Here is a 16,610-nt window from a genome sequence, read left to right as displayed (position 1 = left end):
CAGTAAATATTTGGCCATAAGTCAAGACAGAGTTCGCGGAATCAACATTGGGTCGTTTGCAGGGCTTTTTGATGCGGCACACTTTCGAAATGACATATCAGCAAATTATATAAGGCTTTGGTACTGTTTAAATTACGATGACAACAGGTATCCTGAGTTCTTTTTGGCCTTGGAGACCTTGCATTCGCTCGATCCCGACCTCCCTGAGGATGTTACCAACATGGCCAACGATCTGATATTGCCTGTAGTAGTACCTTATCTTGGCGAAAACGATCAGTATGATGCTATTGTTGAATATCTGAAAGGTGATTTGTTTTCAAAATACATCGATAAAAAAGAAGGGAGAATAGAACAAGGACTGGTTTTGAAATTTGCATCCAACTTTCGAAATCAAATCCGAAAACACGCTTCAAACGAATTGAATCCCAAAGATCCATATGCGAAGTTTGTCGTTTCGATTTTCGCCACTAATTATGAATTTCATGAATTCATGAATCAAATGCCTGAAAAAGTCGCCTACCTTTTAGGCTATAGTAGAGACTATGAACACTACCCAAATTTTTTGAGACCAATTCTCGCCGCCGTTGACAGATCGGGCAAAATTATACCCAGCACCATGAGTGAATCTGGGGGTGAAAGCTATTCACTGCTTCAAAAATCCACACCTCCACCACCGAATTCATAAAAAACGACTTCAAGGCCAATTTCTTAAAAGGAATTGGCCTCTTTGTTGTATTTTGGATTCAAGATCATGAATAACGAAGCAGTATATTTTATCAATGTTTTTTCGACCCTCTCCGCCGCGATACCGCTTGGCATCGGTTTGCTGATTGTTAAGAAAGGAGCGTCTTCCTTACGGTATTTTCTTGCATTCTTGGCTGTCGGATTTTTGGTGGATTTACTAGGTTGGTACAATGCCCATTATCCCAACAATGGTTTTTATTCGATTGTAAGAACGCTATATTGGCTCATTGACCTTACTTTTTATGCCTTTTTTTTGCGCTGGGTTGCCAATTCGAGGGTGGTGAGGGTCATCTGCCAATGGGTCTTCCTGGGTTTGGTATTGCTGTGGGTTGCGCAGCTTTTCGAATATTCCTTGTTAAATACATTTAAGCTAAGCCTCGGTGTTGCTTACTCCTTTATTGCGGGCTTTGTACTATTGGAGTTGATCGAAAACAAACGTGGCGATGGGTTGCCGCTGGTGTTTTGGTTGGTATTCGGTATCTTCTTCTATCATTTTTGCACGTTTTTCGTCATGGGGATGATCACCACTTCGACCGGAAACAAAATCTGGTGGCTGCATAATGCCGTCAACATCACCACCAATATCATCTATGCCCTTGGGTTCTGGGTATGTAGGGATGAATTTGCGGCTGCGAAAGTCGGGGGTCAAACTTTATCCAATACCTGATTGTGATGGCAATCGATGAATGGATTCGGATCGTTTCGATTTTTTCTATTCTTGTGCCTTTGTCCATCGGATTTTGGCGACGAAGGTATTTAGAAAAAGGGCTGCGGTATTTTTGGGTTTTCTTGCTCTTTGCCTTTGTCGTCGATGTAGGCATTTATACCTGGGTGAGAACAGGGAATAACAAGGTAGCTTCGCTAATCTACAGCCTTTACTCGCTTGCAGAAGCCTTGGTATTCCTCGCTTTTATTCGATACTCCAGTGGAAATTTGCTCCTGAAGCGGTTTGTTTCCCTGATGTGGGTACTTACCTTGCTCCATTGGCTTGGATTGACGATTTTCTCCCTTGTCAAACCTGCATCCAATTTCCTGATTAGCGCGGTATTCGATCCAGTTTACCAAGTCATCGCAGCATTTTTGGCTGGGTTCGTACTGTTGGAAATCGTGGAAAAAAATCCACAACCTTTAAAAAAAACTGCCTTTTGGATCTTGCTGGGGATCTTTTTCTATTGCTTCTGTACTTTCTTTATCCTCGGGCTGGTGAACACTATTCTTGGTCAAAAACTTTGGTGGCTGCACAATATCTTCAATATCACAGCCTATGGCTTGTATGCTGTGGGATTTTCGTTGGTGAAAAATCGGCAAAACGAACCGGGATAAGCGAACCGTAGAAATATTGGTGGTACCCAAATTGGCGCATTGGGAGCTTTGAGATCATCAAGCCACTCACCGAAGCTTTCTTCTCTTCCGAAAAGCCTTCCATCTCCACCCTCGAGGTTACCCATTTCCGTTATCTAACTCTTGTCTCATATCTCATTCTACTTTCGCTTTTCCCAAAAAAATCATGCATTTTGGCAATTGAAAGCAATTCCGAAAATTCATGCGCCAATTCCTTTTCCTGCTTTTTTTCCTTCCTTTCCTTGCTCCTGCACAAACCGTCTGCAGCCTAGAAAGCAAAGAGCGATTGGACGGATTTCTACAAAAACTCTCCGAAACCGACAATTCCAAACAGGATGTCAATGATCTCGTCGTCGAGGTCGGAACTTGGTTTTTGAAAACTCCCTACGTCGAGAAAACCCTCGAAATCCCCGGCGATGAGCAGTTGGTTATTGACTTGATGGGATTGGATTGCACCACTTACCTGGAGACAGTAGTGACTTTGGCAAGGTTGGGAAAATTGGGAACCTACACTTTTGAGGACTACAGCACACAGTTGGCCAATCTCCGCTATATCGAGGGTGTACAAGGCGATTATCCCACACGCCTGCATTACTTCTCGGATTGGATTGCGGATAATGCGAAAAAGGGAATACTCAAGGACATCACTGCTGATATCGGCGGTGTCGTTTACGCGAACCAACCTTCCTTTATGTCTTCCAACCCGAAGTTCTACGCCCAACTTTCCAATCCAGCCTATGTCAATGAATTGAAGGAGCGGGAAAAAATCATCGGCGCAAGGACTTACCATTACATTCCCAAAGAAAAGATCGCTTCCCTCGAGCAAGGCATCCAAGCCGGGGACTTGATTGCCATTACGGCTTCCATGGCCAATCTCGACATCGTGCACGTGGGATTTGCGGTGAAAAAGAATGGGCGAATCCACTTGATGCACGCAAGTTCTGTTTCCAAGATGGTCGAAGTATCGGAAAAACCGCTTGCCGAGTACCTAGCGCCCAATAAATCCCAATCCGGCATCATGGTCGCAAGGCTGACTGGTAAATGAAAAAGTGAGTTTGCTGCTCTCGGAAAAGCAGCAAAACCAAACCTAGGCTCTTGTGTCTTGCTTCTTGTGTCTTATGTCTCCAATCCCATACTGATAACATGAAACCCCTCTTCTTCCTATTCCTCATCTCTGTTCTCCTTCTTTCCTGCACCCAACAGCAGCAAAAAAACACCCCCGAAGCACCCATCAAGCTGACTTTGTCCGAAGCCAACCGACTTGCCGCTATGCCGATGCATTGCCTGCAGGTGGAATATCCCAACAAGCTCAACCAAACAATAGGAAATGAGTCCGAACTCAAAAGCCCCAAAGCGCTGCATCCCGCCTTTTATGGTTGTTTTGACTGGCATTCGAGCGTGCATGGGCATTGGATGCTGGTGAGTCTGCTGCGGCAGTTTCCCGATTTGGAAAACAAGGAGGCAATCAAGACCAAACTCCTTGAAAACCTCAGTGCGGAGAACATCACTGTGGAAGTGGCCTATTTCGAAGAACCTTTTGACAAGACTTTCGAAAGAACCTATGGCTGGGCTTGGGTGCTGAAACTCGCAGAGGAACTCCACCTTTGGGATGATCCATTAGCCCGGCAGATGGAAGCCAACCTGCAGCCATTGACTGAGCTCATGGTGGAGAAATACCTTGAATTTCTCCCCAAACTCATCTATCCTATCCGCGTCGGCGAGCATACCAATATCGCATTCGGGCTTTCCCTCGCCTACGATTATGCCAAAACCCTCGAGAACACACCCCTGAAATCCCTCATCGAGTCCCGTGCCAAGGATTGGTTTATGGGCGACAAGGACTGTCCGCTGACCTGGGAACCGAGTGGATTCGATTTCCTTTCGCCCTGCTTCCAGGAACTCGACATCATGCGCAAGGTCCTGCCGCAAGCGGAATTCCTCCCTTGGCTGAACAGCTTTTTGCCAGACCTCTCCAAGGCGGAATTTTCACTCGAACCAGGAAAGGTCAGCGACCGCACCGACGGCAAATTGGTACACCTCGACGGTCTGAACTTCAGTAGGGCTTGGGTACTTTATGGTTTGATCAAGGAATACCCCGAACAATACGGCCATCTCATGGCCATTGCCAATGCTCATATCAAATATTCCCTCCCGAGCATCGTCGATGACAACTATGAGGGCACCCATTGGCTGGGGAGTTTTGCCATTTACGCCCTGCAGCAAGCACCATGAGCTGGAGAAAATACATCGGCCCCGGTCCGGTTATCGCGGCCGCATTCATCGGGCCGGGGACAGTCACCGTATGCACCATGGCAGGCGTGGATTTCGGCTATGAGCTGCTTTGGGCCATGCTGCTTTCGATCTTGGTGACGATCGTCTTTCAGGAAATGTCCGCCCGCATCGGACTCTTTACACAAAAAGGCCTCGCCACTGTTCTTTCGGAAACGCTTCAAAAAGGCATTTTGCGCTACTTTTCCATCGCGCTGATCCTCGCGGCCATCGTCCTCGGCAATGCAGCCTACGAAGCCGGGAATATCAGCGGGGCCGCACTCGGCCTTGAGGCTGCGGTCGAAACCAAGATTGTACCACTCGGACAGCTCAAGGTTAACCTTATCAACCTGATGATCGGTGTGCTCGCCATGGTCCTGCTGCTCACAGGTAGTTTCAAAACCATCGGCAACGTCCTCACGGGACTTGTCATTGGGATGAGCCTTGCATTTATCGTTACCGCAGTGCTTTCCAAGCCTGACTGGATCGAACTTTTACAGGGTTTTATTCCGAAGGCCAATGGCGAAAAAATTTTCACTGTTGTCGCTCTGATAGGCACCACAGTCGTGCCGTACAACCTATTTCTCCATGCGGACCTGGTAGCCAAAAAATGGCACGAACCCAAGGATATCCGCTACATCCGGTTCGATACAGTCCTCGCCGTCACGCTCGGGGGCATCGTGTCCATGGCGATCATGGTTGTGGGGAAACAAGGTGGTGCCCTAGAAGTCAGCCAATTCTCTGACCTTGCCAAGGGAATCGAAGTACTCATGGGCACAGGCGCAAAATACCTGATGGCCTTTGGCCTCTTTGCTGCCGGATTGACATCTGCCATGACGGCACCCCTTGCCGCAGCGATCGTGATTGCCAACCTCTTCGGATGGACTTCGGACCTCAAGTCCAAAAATATGCGCATCAGCATGGCCGGCATTTTGCTGCTCGGCTTGGTGTTTTCCTCCTTCGGGATCAAGCCCCTGCTCCTCATTTCTGCAGCCCAAGTCGCCAACGGTGCCCTTCTTCCCCTCGTCTCTGCCTACATCCTCTGGCTTGTGAATCGCAAGAGCCTGATGGGAAATGCCACCAACTCCCCTTGGATGAATATCCTCGCAGTTGGCCTGTGGTTGGTTACACTGGGTTTGGGTGCAATGGGAGTTTGGAAGGTTTTGGGGTAGGCGTTTGGTTAAGGGTTATTGAGTTATTGGGTTATTGCTTCGCCAAGCACAGACGTAATTCTCTTGCTTCAGCTTCACTTGGTCATCCCGAGGCACGAGGGATCTAAAGAAGTTATTTGTTATTGAGTTATTGGTTCCTGAGCACAGTCGAAGGATGGTTCTTGAGCGAAGTCGAAGGATTGAGTTATTGCTACGCCATCCAGAAGCATTCGTATTAAGTGAGGGCTTTCGCTTCGTCATCCGGAGTTTTAAATATTTAGAGTTTACAGAAGGGTAATAACACGAAGGTTCACGCCTCGGATGCCGCGATTTCGAATCGGGCCCGGTGAGAAAATTATTTCTGTCAAGGGTAGGGACGAGGGATGTCATTCATCGAATTGAATCCCAATTCTGATTGTTATCTTACACCAATAAAATCAAACTCCTATGTGGACGACAACATCACTTTGGTTTGAAATCGCGGTAGTCAGCATCATCTATGCCTTGGGAAATATCCTGCTGGGACATTTTGAGGAGCGGACACCAAAAGTGCGCCGGGTCGGCAAATACCTCCTGACATTGGTCATCGTCTGCGGTATTTCCGTCATGTTTGGCAGATCCGGTGCGATGATTTTTCTCTCCGCCTTCATCCTGCCCCTGGTTTATATCCACGGCTATTACCTTCCCAAGAAAAAAGGCATTAACGGCTGGACTGGTGAACCCAAAGCCAAGTACTACGAATACCGAAAATGGGACAAGGATATTTTTTCCAAATAGTGCAAATTGCCAAACGGCACTCCCATGGTTAAAACCATGGGCTATGGGACCGGATCGCGCAGACACCAATCATTTGGACAATTTTTAATATTCGCGTTGCCCCCCCCTTTCGGCCTTTCCCACCTCGCATTTACCACGCAAATTATCCCCAAATATTATTCCGAAAAAACTGGAATTTCCATCTTTTCACCTCACTGTTTCTACTTATTTATGAAAAGTTTCGTGTTGAAATAGAAACCATGTTGTATTAGACCGAAATTTTGCGGCTTTTTTTTTGAAGTCCCTGGTTTGGATTAAAATTTGTCCCCTCTCCATGGTCTGGTTTTTTACAGGCAGTAAACATTTTCCGCGTAAACACGCCGGCAGGATTGCAATTGAAAACTTATTTACTGTACAAAAGAGTTGATAGTGACCAATCCAACCAGGTCCAAACGTTAACAAATTGCTAAATTTGATTAATGGGGTACATTCCCAGGCATTCCGTCTCCAATTTTCCTGAAAATTATTCCACATGAAGTCGATACGAATATTGTTGTTCTTATCCAATGTGCTTTTGATTGGTCTTTCAGCCAAAACGAGAGCGCAAAATTCAGATCAAAACCCGATCACAAAAATCGCTTTCGGCTCCTGCAACAAGCAAGATGTACCCCAACCCCTGTGGAATCCAATCATCAACGACCGTCCTGATTTGTGGATTTGGATGGGAGATAATATCTATGGGGACTCTCCTATCATGGACACGCTTCGTGCCAAATACGCGCGGCAGAATGCCCACCCCGATTATGCGCGCCTCCGGGCGGAGGTCCCGATTGTCGGTATTTGGGACGATCATGACTATGGTAGAAATGATGCGGGAAAGCATTACGCCCAAAAGAAAGAATCCCGGGACCTTATGTTTGATTTCCTCGGTGTCCCAGCCGAGGCCCCCGAGAGAAACCGTGAAGGTGGCTACTCGGCGCATATTTTTGGTGAGGAGGGAGAACAGGTAAAGGTGATTCTTTTGGACGCCCGCTATTTTCGGGATACGCTTGAACGTGTAAATCGCGTTTATCAGCCAAATCCCGAGGGTGGCATTTTGGGAGATGCGCAATGGAAATGGCTGGAAAAGGAGTTGCGTGAAAGTCCGGCAAGGATCAACCTGATCGTGTCGGGAATCCAGTTTTTACCAACAGAGCACGCCTATGAGAAATGGGCCAATTTCCCAAATGAGCGTGAGCGCCTGCTCGATGTAATCGCTTCCTCCAGCGTCCAAAACCCCATTTTACTCAGCGGTGACAGGCACATCGCCGAAATCATGCAACTGAGGGATGCGCGTTTTCCAAAAGGAATCTATGAAATCACATCCAGCGGGCTTACCCATACCTGGAGCGGCGCGGCAGAAGAAGCCAATCAGTTCAGGGTCGGCGAACTAATCGCCAAGCTCAATTATGGATTGGCCACGATCGACTGGAAGAATCAAGAAATAACTTTTGAAATCAAGGGAGAAGGCGGCGCAGTGTATGCCACGCAAAAGATCCCACTACAATAAAATTCCCAAAAAATACGGTGATAGAAAAATTTCGATAAATGTTGAGAACTTTTCAAACGAGCGCACCGGAATCACATTTTGAGAAGAAAATGCCCTTTCCATCAAATAATAAAAAAATAAAGTATTTGCTGTCGTCCCTCGTAATCTTTTTCACTGCGGCTGTTGTTCCAGGCTTTTCACAAGAAAAAATCCCCGTCATCATTTCCACGGATATTGGTGGCGACGACCCGGATGACCACCAGTCGCTGGTGCATTTTCTACTTTATGCTGATCGTTTTGAGACCCTAGGCATCATCTCCTCCCCTCCCGGCAAAGGCCGACTGGGCGATATCGAGGAAGTATTGGATGCCTATGAAGAGGATTTCCCAAAGCTGAAAGCCAGTGGATTGGACTATCCTTCGCCCGCTCAGCTTCGCAAAGTATCCAGACAAGGAGAAACGGAAATCCAAACCACTCCTTCACCCGAAAGGCTAAGCCCCGGCGCTGAGTTCATGGTCAAGCAAATCATCGATTTTGGCAAACCAGTCTATGTCTTGGTATGGGGATCGATGACGGATTTGGCCCAAGCCATCCATTTTCATCCCGAAATCAAACCGTTAATTCGTGTGTATTCGATCGGTTCTTGGAACACGCAACAGGACCAAAAATCGCGGGATTACCTCTGGAACAATCATCCGGACTTTTGGTGGATAGAAAACAATACCACCTTTCGAGGCATGTACATGGGAGGGGTTCAGGAGGAGCCTTGGGGCAATAGCTCCTTCGTGGAAAGCTTCGTGAAGGATTTCGGCCATCTCGGGAAACTGTTTTTTGAGAAAAAACCCGACATCAAAATGGGCGATACGCCGAGTGTGCTGTACCTGCTTCAGGGTAATCCGGAAAATCCTGAAGGGGAAAATTGGGGAGGATCATTTATGCGATCGAATGATAGACCAAATTATTGGACAGATAGAGCTGATCCCGAATTGATTGAAAACATGCGTCCGGGCGCAAAAACCGTCAATAAGCATCGACGAGAATTTTTGAAGGATTGGAAAGAGCGGATGGAAATGTTAAAATGATGCATTACCAAGGGGAAATTGTATCACGCAACATCCTTTGATTTCATCCTGAGGGTATTTTTTCTATTTTCCTTACATGAACCGAAGACCTTTTTTACAGAAACTCGCATTGGCGGGCACTTCATTAGTGACTATGCCCTTTGTGCTTTATGGGAAAATGAATTTCCCAAAGGCCACCCGTCTCAAATTCATTACTGCCTCAGATGGCCATTGGGGGCAACCGAATACAGACTTTGAAGGCTTTCACAAAAACCTTTTCGACGCCATACACCGGGAAAAGGACTTGGACTTTGTCGTTTTTAATGGAGACCTGATCCATGATAAGCCGGAGCTGTTGCCGGAAGTGAAGGATTTCTATCGGCAACTCCAGGTCCCCCACCACGTTTGCCGGGGCAATCACGACCGGGTAAGTGAACAGGACTTCCAAAAGGTCATGGGACAAACGACCAATTTCTCTTTTGAGGCAAAGGGATCGGGGATACTCCTACTCGATTGCTCCAACGAGAAAGGAGAATACCTCTGCGCAGATCTTGACTATGCGAAAAAGATTCTGGACGAGTATTCAGCCCTCGAACATGTCTTTGTATTTGTCCATATCTCCCAAAATGATTGGACTCGGCACGGCGTAGACTGCAAACCCTTTCTGGACCTGGTTACTTTCTATCCGAATGTGCGGGCGACATTCCACGGACATGACCACGACGTGGACGGGCAAATGATCTACCGCAAAAAACCCTTCCTATGGTCTGGGCATTTCGGGGGCAACTGGGGCAATCCCTTTCCCTCCTACCGCGTCTGTGAAGTGGGTGAAGACGGCAAAGTCATCAGCTATCTCAAAACGGTCAAGGATGGAACGATCCTCAATGGACATACGCTCAAGAACTGACTGTTCTTCACTAGTGAATTGATTCTGGCGATTGTCCATGGGGTAGAATTCGATTCTCTTACCTTTATGACACCATGAAACCAACCCTCACCACATTATTGCTTTTGCTGAGCCTTGCGCTCCATGCACAGGAAGACAGAAATAGCGCCCTTTTCCGCGCCATGCAGGTGCAGGACAGTACGTTTTTTGAGCGCAGCTTCAACCGCTGTGATATCGAATACTTGGAGGAACACATTACCGCGGACCTGAAGTTTTTCCACGACCAAGGTGGATTCCAGGACAGGGATACTTTCTTCCAAAACGTGAAAAACAACCTCTGCGCCGGCGGACCCCAAAAGCCCATAAGGAAAGTTGACACCAACAGCCTTGCCGTTTTTCCCCTGTACCAGAACGGCCAATTGTACGGGGCTATCCAGCACGGGAGCCATCATTTTTACCTGCGGGAAGCGGGCAAGGAAGACCTCTGGACCAGCACGGCGAAGTTTACCCACGTGTGGATCTTGGTCGGGGAAACATGGAAACTGAGCGAGGTCCTGAGTTACGACCATCTGGGTCCAAAGGATGGTGATTAGGTCGAAGGTTTGGGATTTAGTGCTGGTTGATCCGTTATACACTTTTCTCAGAACTCCTTCAAATTCAAATATCCAATTCATAGTAACCCCTAATCCCAAAAAAAAAATGGACAGACTCGATTACTTCCGGCTTTTCCATGATATTCCGACCCGGGATTATGAACTGCTGCGCGCCAGATTGGGAAGGAAATCCTTTGAAAAGGGGGAAAACATCATCGTCCCCGGACAGGTACAGCGGGAGCTTTATTTTGTCAATGAAGGTGTGCAGGTGTCCTACTTTGACCTGAAGGAAAAGCCCCAGGTCATCGCCTTCACCTATCCGCCAAACCTTTGCGCCATTCCTGAATCCTTTCAGTTTCAGGCTCCTTCGAAGTACTTCCTGAGTTGCCTGACCCGCAGCGAGATGGAATCCATCAGCTTTGATGCCCTGCAGGACCTTTTTGACAAATCCCAACACATCGAGCGGCTTTTTCGGAAGATGACCGAAGCGGTATTGGCAGGTGTACTGAACAGGCACGTCGAGCTGCATTCCCTAACCATAGAGGAGCGCTTCAGGGCATTTTGCCGACGCAGCCCGCAGCTTTTACAATTGGTGCCGCACAAGTTGATCGCATCCTATCTGGGTATCGATCCCACCAACTTCAGCAAGCTGTACAATCGCATCAAGATATGATCTTGGTCTAGACCAAGAATCGGGTCCCGGGAGAGCGCGAGATTTGTCTCACAAACAAATTCGAATGCGATGAAAACTCCTTGGTTGGACACCTCAGAATACCCCTTTTCCCCAAACTATTTCCAGATCGACGGGCACAGGCTGCACTACATCGACGAAGGAAAGGGACAAACTTTGCTCTTTGTCCATGGCACACCATCTTGGAGCTTTGATTTCAGAAACGTGATCAAGGACCTCCGCGGGAATTTCCGCTGCCTTGCGATTGACCATATGGGTTTTGGACTTTCGGACAAGCCGGAGCGGTACGATTATTCGACCCAAAACCACAGCAAGACCTTGGAGCGTTTTGTCAGCGGCCTACAGCTTGACAACATCACGGTGGTGCTGCATGACTTTGGAGGTCCGATCGGAATGGACTTTGCGATGCGCCATCCGGAAAAAGTCAAGCGCCTCGTCATTCTCAATTCTTGGCTTTGGAGCAGCGAACAGGATCCCGAATTCATCAAGCTAAACCGGATTTTGAAAAGCCCGCTTCTCCCCTTTCTATACCGGTACCTGAATTTTTCCCCGCGGTTTATCCTTCCGGGTTCATTTGGGGAAAAAAAGCTCCCCAAACACCTGCTGAAACAATACACAAAACCCTTCAGCAGTCCCGGCGAGCGCAATGGCGCCTTGGCATTTGCCAGGTCCTTGTTGCACGATCAAGGCTGGTTTGAAGGACTTTGGGAAAAGCGGCATTTGATCTCCGACAAACCCACGCTTTTCATTTGGGGGATGAAGGATCCTGCCGTCAAACCGCATAACCTGGAGAAGTTTGTTTCCGGATTTCCAAATTCCTCTGTCGTGAAACTTGCATCTTGTGGGCACTTTCCGCAGGAGGAAGAACCTGAGGCGGTAGCGCGGGCGATTAGGGGTTTTCATTAATTTTGACCGGCCTCCCTGCATGGTTTGTATTTGCAAAGACCATAATTCTCTACCCCTCACCGAGCCTTTCCTTAAAAAGACAAGATGGTTTCACCGTCAGGTATCGTCTACATATCTGGTAAAGCATAGCCAAATTGCCACGCCCCCTAAAAAATCTCTCCCCTTTTTTGTAAGTTGCCTTCTCATCATTATTTACTCCAATCAAATGAAAAAACTTTTAGTGGCCACTGGGGGCGGAGATTGTCCCGGCCTGAATGCCGTCATCAGAGGTATTGTCAAAAGAGCCAAAAAATCGAAAGAATGGGGAGTTTATGGTAGCATGGAAGCCTTCAACGGCATCTTTACGGATCCACTCAGGATCGTCAAATTGACCGGAAAAAAGACAGCCGGAATCCATATCAAAGGGGGAACCATCCTCAAGACCACCAACAAAGCCGACCCTTTGCACTATCCGGTCAAGGACGAGAACGGAAATATCCAACTGGTAGACAAGACCAAGATGTTTGTCGACCGCATCAAGGATTTGGGCTTCGATGCCGTGATCAACATCGGCGGAGACGGTTCCCAGAAGATCTCCAAGGCATTCTTCGACCATGGCTTGCCAGTCGTCGGCGTTCCCAAAACGATTGACAACGACCTCTCGGCGACGGATATGACATTTGGATTCCAAACGGCCGTGCAAATCGCGACCGATAGTTTTGACAAATTGGTCACGACTGCCGAAAGCCACCACCGTGTCATGATTATGGAGGTAATGGGCCGGGATGCTGGTTGGATCGCGATCCATACGGCCATAGCAGGAGGCGCGGAGATTTGTTTGATTCCTGAGATTCCCTACGATATCGAAAAGCTCGTGCAAAAGATCGAATCCCGCTACGAGAAAGGGCGTGGGTTTGTCTGTATTGTCATTGCAGAAGGCGCCAAGCCAAAGGCGGGCAGCATTGTGGCGCGTCAGGGTGAGGAAGGTTCGCGGCATGTGCGTCTCGGGGGTGTGGCATTCCAGCTTTCCCAGCAATTGAAAGATGCAGGCGTGCGGGCAGAGATTCGGGAAACAGTCCTCGGTCATACCCAGCGTGGTGGTACTCCGACGGCTTTTGATCGGGTGTTGGCATCCTTGTTTGGGGTCAAGGCATTTGAAATGGTTATGGAAGGAGATTTTGGCAAAATGGTGGCCTTTAAAAACAACAGCTTCATTTCCGTGCCCCTGGAAGAAGCTACCCGCAACTACAACCACGTCGGCGTCGACAGCTTCATTGTCCGAGGCGCCAAAGGATTGGGAATCACATTTGGAGACTAACGCCATGAAACAGACCTTGATCTTCATGTTTGAAAGGGACTTAAAAAAGCTCAAGACCGAACTGAATGCCTATTCGGATGAAGCCGTCATTTGGCAAGTAGCGGGAAATATTTCGAATTCGACGGGTACCTTGGTGCTGCATTTGGTCGGTAATCTGAACCATTTTATCGGCACGGTAATGGGGCATTCGGGATACGTGCGTGACCGGGATGCCGAATTTTCGACGAGGGGAGTTTCCAGAAAAGACATGCTCGAAAAGATCGACAGCACTATCCAGGTCATTACGGAAACGATACTGATGTTTCCGGAGGATAAGTTCAATGCAACCTATCCCCATGCCGTTTTTGGCGAGCCGATGACTTATGAGTTCTTTATGTTCCATTTGGTAAGCCACCTCAATTATCATTTGGGACAGGTAAATTATCACCGTAGGCTACTGGATGTGTAGATGATCAAAGTCAAAACATGGAATCCGCTCAAATGGGGAATGCTGATGCTCTGGATTTCCTTGGCAATTAGCTTCCCCACTTTGGCGCAAGACCGTCCCAACGTCATCCTGATATTCGTCGATGACATGGGTTATGGGGACTTGGGTGCTTATGGAGCAGAGGATATTGCTACCCCAAACCTTGACCAAATGGCCGAAAACGGCGTCAAATTCACCAATTTCTACGTTTCCCAAGCAGTTTGCTCCGCTTCCCGCGCGTCCTTATTGACGGGGACGTATGCCAATCGCCTGGGAATCCACGGGGCATTGGACCATACTGCCAAGCATGGATTGAATCCTGAGGAAATCACGATCGCAGAAATGTTGAAAGAGCAAGGATACCAGACCGCCATGTTTGGAAAATGGCATTTAGGACACCACCCTCCTTTCCTTCCGACAAAGCAGGGATTTGATGAATTCTATGGAATCCCCTACTCAAACGACATGTGGCCGCAGCACCCTCAGACAAAAAACTACTATCCCCCGCTTCCGCTTTTTTTCAATGATAATGTCGTGGACACGCTGCACAATGACCAAAGCAGATTGACAACCGAGTTGACAGAACGGGCCGTCAATTTTATCCAGCGGAAGAAAGACCAGCCATTTTTCCTGTATCTCGCCCATCCCATGCCGCACGTGCCGCTGTTTGTTTCGGAAAAATTCCGCGGAAAATCGAAACGCGGACTTTATGGAGATGTCCTGATGGAGATCGACTGGTCGGTGGGACAGATTCTGAAAACCCTTCGGGACAATGGCTTGGAAGAAAAAACACTCGTTATCTTCATCTCCGATAACGGGCCTTGGCTTTCCTTTTCGGGGCATGCGGGTTCCGCGTATCCGCTGCGTGAAGGAAAAGGCACTTCTTGGGATGGTGGCGTCAAAGTGCCGGCCTTGATGTATTGGAAAGGGAAAATCCCCGCAGGAACTGTTCAGACCAACCCGGCGATGACGATCGATATGCTACCGACGATTGCGAAGCTCACGAGAGCGGATTTGCCGAAGCTACCGATTGATGGAAAGGACATCAGCACGATGATCCTGGACGCCAAAGCAAAAAGCCCACAAGAGGCCTATTTCATCTATTACAACCGCAATGAACTGCAGGCAATGGTCATGGGTGATTGGAAGCTTTATTTTCCCCACTCCTACAGAAGTCTCGTACCGGGACAAACACCGAGAAGCGATGGCTTACCGATCGATTACTACATGATCAAGATGGAAGAAATGGAACTTTACCATGTGACTAGTGATCCTTCCGAAACAACAAACTTAATCGCTCAGCAATCGCAAATCCTCGAAAAGATGCTGCGCTTGGCCGAATCCGTACGTATCGATATGGGTGACGCATTGCAGAACCGGGATGGAAAGAACAACCGAAATCCAGGACGGGTTGACTGAAACCCGAAAAAACAAAGGCGCAAAACATCACATTCGACTTCTTGTTAAAACACTCCTCAGCATTTTGATTCCGCGCAAAAATCCATGCCGGCATCCAATAACCTTCGTTCAACAAAATAATCTTTGGCTGAACACTGGGGTTTTTCTACTTTTACTCTCAATATCAGAGAGTATCGGCATCTGTTAGGTTTCTATTTCGAACAACATCAAACCCAAATATATATGTACCAAGTGCCTAGAACGATTTTTTCGGATGAACATGAGCTTTTCCGTCAGAGTGTAAGGGATTTCATTGCCCGAGAAATCACCCCCAACAATGCTGCTTGGGAAAAAAACAAACAGGTCAGCAGGGAGTCATGGAGGAAGTTGGGCGAAAACGGCTTCCTCTGCATGCAGGCTCCCGAGGAATATGGCGGCATGGGAATCGATGATTTCCGCTATAATGCCATTTTTATAGAGGAGTTGGGGCTTTCCAGTTGCTCGGGACCGGCGATAGGTTATCCTCTGCACAGCGATATCGTATTTCCCTACCTACTGCATTACGGAACTGAAGCTGCCAAGGCAAAATACATTCCCGGGATGATTTCAGGGGAAATGATCGGTGCGATCGCCATGACCGAGCCGGGTGCAGGTTCAGACTTACAGGCAATTCGCGCGACTGCTGAGGACAAGGGTGACCATTACCTGATCAACGGCTCGAAAACTTTCATCACAAACGGCTACCTCTGCGATGTAGTCGTAGTAGCCGCCAAAACAGATCCGACACAAGGTGCCAAAGGGATCAGCTTGTTTTTGATAGACAATTCCATGGCTGGTTTTTCCAAAGGAGTTCCATTTGAAAAAGTTGGGTTGCATGCCCAAGATACTTGTGAACTGTTTTTTGAAGATGTGAAAGTCCCAAAGGAAAACCTCTTGGGAAATGTCGGAGAAGGCTTCAAATATTTGATGACAGAGTTGGCACAGGAAAGGCTGATCGTGGCCTTGGCAGCGGTTTCGCTCGCCGAATCAGCCTTTTTGTCCACCGTTGAATACGTAAAGAACCGCCCGGCTTTTGGCAAGATGGTTTCCGATTTCCAAAACACCCGGTTCAAACTGGCCGAGATGGGAGCCAAACTCGAACAGGGACGTATCTACGCCGATCAGCTTGTGATGCTGCACAATGCCAGAAAACTGGATGGAGCCATGGCTTCCTCGGCCAAGTATCTGATGACGGAACTCCAATGTTGGGTTTCCGACGAATGTGTGCAGTTGCACGGCGGCTATGGCTATATGTGGGAATACTCCGTGGCCCGGGCATTTGCAGATGCGCGGGTGCAGCGGATCTATGCGGGGACCAATGAAATTATGAAAGAATTGATCGCGAGGAAGATATTGCAATGAGGTAATAAATCGAGCCGAATTGCAAACAAAAAAGCCACCACTCAAACAGAGAGCAGGTGGTTTTTTTGTTTTTTTAAACACAACAATTATCGCCTATATTTAGTCATTCATCTACAAACCTGT

At 47.9% G+C, this 16,610-nt stretch carries 17 protein-coding genes; all 17 read left to right on the top strand.

Annotated features, from left to right (window positions below; genetic code table 11):
• The first annotated feature begins 220 nt into the window (after positions 1–220).
• The 17 genes from C943_RS22115 (at position 221) to C943_RS17405 (ending at position 16,487) form a co-directional block, all read left to right on the top strand.
• Entirely contained in the window at positions 221–685 is a 465-nt protein-coding gene (locus C943_RS22115; RefSeq protein ID WP_157198594.1) for a hypothetical protein, read from the top strand.
• A gap of 66 nt (positions 686–751) precedes the next feature.
• Positions 752–1,411 carry a hypothetical protein gene (locus tag C943_RS17485; protein WP_157198593.1) on the top strand — a complete coding sequence of 220 codons (660 nt, stop codon included), beginning with the start codon at positions 752–754 and terminating at the stop codon, positions 1,409–1,411.
• 5 nt (positions 1,412–1,416) lie between these two features.
• Positions 1,417–2,067 (top strand): hypothetical protein, encoded by a 651-nt coding sequence (locus C943_RS17480; protein ID WP_008630515.1) that lies wholly within the window; start codon positions 1,417–1,419, stop codon positions 2,065–2,067.
• Between the two features lie 220 nt (positions 2,068–2,287).
• On the top strand, positions 2,288–3,130 hold the full coding sequence (locus tag C943_RS17475; RefSeq protein WP_040481152.1) for an N-acetylmuramoyl-L-alanine amidase-like domain-containing protein: 843 nt from the start codon (positions 2,288–2,290) through the stop codon (positions 3,128–3,130).
• Between the two features lie 98 nt (positions 3,131–3,228).
• Positions 3,229–4,317 (top strand): DUF2891 domain-containing protein, encoded by a 1,089-nt coding sequence (locus C943_RS17470; RefSeq protein ID WP_008630509.1) that lies wholly within the window; start codon positions 3,229–3,231, stop codon positions 4,315–4,317.
• A complete protein-coding gene (locus tag C943_RS17465; protein ID WP_008630508.1) occupies positions 4,314–5,525 on the top strand; it encodes an Nramp family divalent metal transporter in 1,212 nt (403 codons plus the stop codon). Before C943_RS17470 ends, C943_RS17465 begins: the two co-directional genes overlap by 4 nt.
• A gap of 426 nt (positions 5,526–5,951) precedes the next feature.
• Positions 5,952–6,281: a hypothetical protein gene (locus C943_RS17460; protein WP_008630507.1), complete on the top strand. Its 330-nt coding sequence runs from the start codon at positions 5,952–5,954 to the stop codon at positions 6,279–6,281.
• Positions 6,282–6,792: 511 nt separating this feature from the next.
• Positions 6,793–7,809 carry an alkaline phosphatase D family protein gene (locus C943_RS17450; protein ID WP_008630506.1) on the top strand — a complete coding sequence of 339 codons (1,017 nt, stop codon included), beginning with the start codon at positions 6,793–6,795 and terminating at the stop codon, positions 7,807–7,809.
• 125 nt (positions 7,810–7,934) lie between these two features.
• Complete coding sequence (locus C943_RS17445; protein WP_211208896.1) at positions 7,935–8,870, top strand: DUF1593 domain-containing protein; 936 nt, start codon at positions 7,935–7,937, stop codon at positions 8,868–8,870.
• Between the two features lie 76 nt (positions 8,871–8,946).
• Complete coding sequence (locus C943_RS17440) at positions 8,947–9,756, top strand: metallophosphoesterase family protein (protein ID WP_040481148.1); 810 nt, start codon at positions 8,947–8,949, stop codon at positions 9,754–9,756.
• Positions 9,757–9,830: 74 nt separating this feature from the next.
• On the top strand, positions 9,831–10,328 hold the full coding sequence (locus tag C943_RS17435) for a nuclear transport factor 2 family protein (protein WP_008630502.1): 498 nt from the start codon (positions 9,831–9,833) through the stop codon (positions 10,326–10,328).
• Positions 10,329–10,434: 106 nt separating this feature from the next.
• A complete protein-coding gene (locus C943_RS17430) occupies positions 10,435–11,001 on the top strand; it encodes a Crp/Fnr family transcriptional regulator (protein ID WP_008630501.1) in 567 nt (188 codons plus the stop codon).
• A 69-nt stretch (positions 11,002–11,070) separates the two neighbouring features.
• The gene (locus C943_RS17425; protein WP_008630500.1) at positions 11,071–11,925 is read left to right on the top strand and encodes an alpha/beta fold hydrolase; all 855 of its coding nucleotides are present in this window, start codon (positions 11,071–11,073) and stop codon (positions 11,923–11,925) included.
• Between the two features lie 205 nt (positions 11,926–12,130).
• Positions 12,131–13,222: a 6-phosphofructokinase gene (locus tag C943_RS17420; RefSeq protein WP_008630499.1), complete on the top strand. Its 1,092-nt coding sequence runs from the start codon at positions 12,131–12,133 to the stop codon at positions 13,220–13,222.
• A 4-nt stretch (positions 13,223–13,226) separates the two neighbouring features.
• Positions 13,227–13,670, top strand: a complete 444-nt coding sequence (locus C943_RS17415) for a DinB family protein (RefSeq protein ID WP_008630498.1) — start codon at positions 13,227–13,229, stop codon at positions 13,668–13,670.
• Positions 13,671–15,107, top strand: a complete 1,437-nt coding sequence (locus tag C943_RS17410) for a sulfatase family protein (RefSeq protein ID WP_008630497.1) — start codon at positions 13,671–13,673, stop codon at positions 15,105–15,107.
• 222 nt (positions 15,108–15,329) lie between these two features.
• Positions 15,330–16,487, top strand: a complete 1,158-nt coding sequence (locus tag C943_RS17405) for an acyl-CoA dehydrogenase family protein (protein ID WP_008630496.1) — start codon at positions 15,330–15,332, stop codon at positions 16,485–16,487.
• Positions 16,488–16,610 lie beyond the last annotated feature (123 nt).

The sequence above is a fragment of the Mariniradius saccharolyticus AK6 genome, assembly GCF_000330725.2.
GTDB classification, from domain to species: Bacteria; Bacteroidota; Bacteroidia; order Cytophagales; family Cyclobacteriaceae; genus Mariniradius; species Mariniradius saccharolyticus.
The sequence above is the reverse complement of the archived record's forward strand: the minus strand, read 5'-3'. Positions and strand labels throughout refer to the sequence as shown.

Bases quoted from the DNA above. Each gene is read 5' to 3' on its own strand.
- C943_RS22115 (WP_157198594.1), top strand. From the start codon at position 221: ATGGCCAACGATCTGATATTGCCTGTAGTAGTACCTTATCTTGGCGAA.
- C943_RS17485 (WP_157198593.1), top strand. From the start codon at position 752: ATGAATAACGAAGCAGTATATTTTATCAATGTTTTTTCGACCCTCTCC.
- C943_RS17480 (WP_008630515.1), top strand. From the start codon at position 1,417: ATGGCAATCGATGAATGGATTCGGATCGTTTCGATTTTTTCTATTCTT.
- C943_RS17475 (WP_040481152.1), top strand. From the start codon at position 2,288: ATGCGCCAATTCCTTTTCCTGCTTTTTTTCCTTCCTTTCCTTGCTCCT.
- C943_RS17470 (WP_008630509.1), top strand. From the start codon at position 3,229: ATGAAACCCCTCTTCTTCCTATTCCTCATCTCTGTTCTCCTTCTTTCC.
- C943_RS17465 (WP_008630508.1), top strand. From the start codon at position 4,314: ATGAGCTGGAGAAAATACATCGGCCCCGGTCCGGTTATCGCGGCCGCA.
- C943_RS17460 (WP_008630507.1), top strand. From the start codon at position 5,952: ATGTGGACGACAACATCACTTTGGTTTGAAATCGCGGTAGTCAGCATC.
- C943_RS17450 (WP_008630506.1), top strand. From the start codon at position 6,793: ATGAAGTCGATACGAATATTGTTGTTCTTATCCAATGTGCTTTTGATT.
- C943_RS17440 (WP_040481148.1), top strand. From the start codon at position 8,947: ATGAACCGAAGACCTTTTTTACAGAAACTCGCATTGGCGGGCACTTCA.
- C943_RS17435 (WP_008630502.1), top strand. From the start codon at position 9,831: ATGAAACCAACCCTCACCACATTATTGCTTTTGCTGAGCCTTGCGCTC.
- C943_RS17430 (WP_008630501.1), top strand. From the start codon at position 10,435: ATGGACAGACTCGATTACTTCCGGCTTTTCCATGATATTCCGACCCGG.
- C943_RS17425 (WP_008630500.1), top strand. From the start codon at position 11,071: ATGAAAACTCCTTGGTTGGACACCTCAGAATACCCCTTTTCCCCAAAC.
- C943_RS17420 (WP_008630499.1), top strand. From the start codon at position 12,131: ATGAAAAAACTTTTAGTGGCCACTGGGGGCGGAGATTGTCCCGGCCTG.
- C943_RS17415 (WP_008630498.1), top strand. From the start codon at position 13,227: ATGAAACAGACCTTGATCTTCATGTTTGAAAGGGACTTAAAAAAGCTC.
- C943_RS17410 (WP_008630497.1), top strand. From the start codon at position 13,671: ATGATCAAAGTCAAAACATGGAATCCGCTCAAATGGGGAATGCTGATG.
- C943_RS17405 (WP_008630496.1), top strand. From the start codon at position 15,330: ATGTACCAAGTGCCTAGAACGATTTTTTCGGATGAACATGAGCTTTTC.